The 1,254-nt window shown below is 66.8% G+C and carries 2 protein-coding genes; both read right to left on the bottom strand.

Features of this window, described 5'->3' with window-relative positions; translation table 11 throughout:
* A partial coding sequence (locus C3Y15_RS31410) for an electron transfer flavoprotein subunit alpha/FixB family protein (RefSeq protein WP_134206960.1) occupies window positions 1–671 on the bottom strand: 671 nt, incomplete at its 3' end.
* 16 nt (window positions 672–687) lie between these two features.
* Window positions 688–1,254, bottom strand: a 567-nt coding sequence (locus tag C3Y15_RS31405) for an electron transfer flavoprotein subunit beta/FixA family protein (RefSeq protein ID WP_134206958.1), incomplete at its 5' end; no start/stop codon positions are given.

Genomic DNA, 1,254 nt, shown 5'->3' with positions numbered 1-1,254 from the left:
GCTGCCGACAGCTTGTCCGCCAGCGGCTCCAGCACCTTCGTGTAGTTCTCGCCGCTGCCCAGACCGCGGCCGCCCGACACGATGATCTTCGCGCTGGTGAGCTCCGGACGGTCCAGCTTCGTCACTTCACGGCTCACGAACTGTGACTTGCCGGCGTCCGCCGCCGCGTCGATCTTCTCGACCGCTGCGCTGCCGCCAACGGCCGCCACCGGATCGAAACCCGTCGCGCGCACCGTGATGACCTTGATCGGATCGCTCGACTGCACCGTCGCGATCGCATTGCCCGCGTAGATCGGACGCTCGAACGTGTCGGCCGAAGCGACGGCCGTGATGTCCGAGATCTGCGCGACGTCCAGCTTCGCGGCGATACGCGGCGCGACGTTCTTGCCGTACGCGGTCGCCGGCGCCAGGATGTGCGAGTAATCCTTCGCGATGTTCAGCGCGGTGGCTTCGACGTTTTCCGCCAAACCGGCTTCGAGCTGCGGCGCGTCGGCCAGCAGCACCTTCGACACGCCCGCGATCTTCGCTGCTGCGTCCGCCGCGCCCTGCGCGTTGTGGCCCGCGACCAGCACGTGGATGTCACCGCCGATCTTCGCTGCCGCTGCGACCGTGTTCAGCGTCGCGGCCTTGATCGACGCGTTGTCGTGTTCTGCAATCACCAGAATCGTCATTTCTTTCCGCTCCCTCTTACAGCACCTTGGCTTCGGTCTTCAGCTTCTCGACCAGCGTCTTCACGTCCGGCACCTTCACGCCGGCCGCGCGCTTCGGCGGCTCGGCCACCTTCAGCGTCTTCAGACGCGGCGTCACGTCCACGCCGAGGTCTTCCGGCTTGACCGTTTCCAGCGGCTTCTTCTTCGCCTTCATGATGTTCGGCAGCGTCACGTAGCGAGGCTCGTTCAGACGCAGGTCGGTCGTGACGACCGCCGGCAGCGTCAGCGACAGCGTTTCCGCACCGCCGTCGACTTCACGTGCGACCGTGGCCTTGCCATCGGCGACCGTGACCTTCGAAGCGAACGTCGCCTGCGGCAGACCTGCCAGCGCGGCCAGCATCTGGCCCGTCTGGTTCGAATCGTCGTCGATCGCCTGCTTGCCGAGGATCACCAGTTGCGGCTGCTCCTTGTCGACCAGCGCCTTCAGGATCTTCGCGACGGCCAGCGGCTCGACGCCGTCGGTCGACTCGACCAGGATCGCGCGGTCCGCGCCGATCGCCAGCGCCGTGCGCAGCGTTTCCTGCGCCTGCGTCACGCCCACCGA

This window comes from Burkholderia sp. B10 (assembly GCF_004368385.1).
Classification (GTDB): Bacteria; Pseudomonadota; Gammaproteobacteria; order Burkholderiales; family Burkholderiaceae; genus Burkholderia; species Burkholderia vietnamiensis.
Note: the sequence above shows the minus strand (reverse complement) of the source record. Positions and strands in the feature narration are given on the sequence as shown.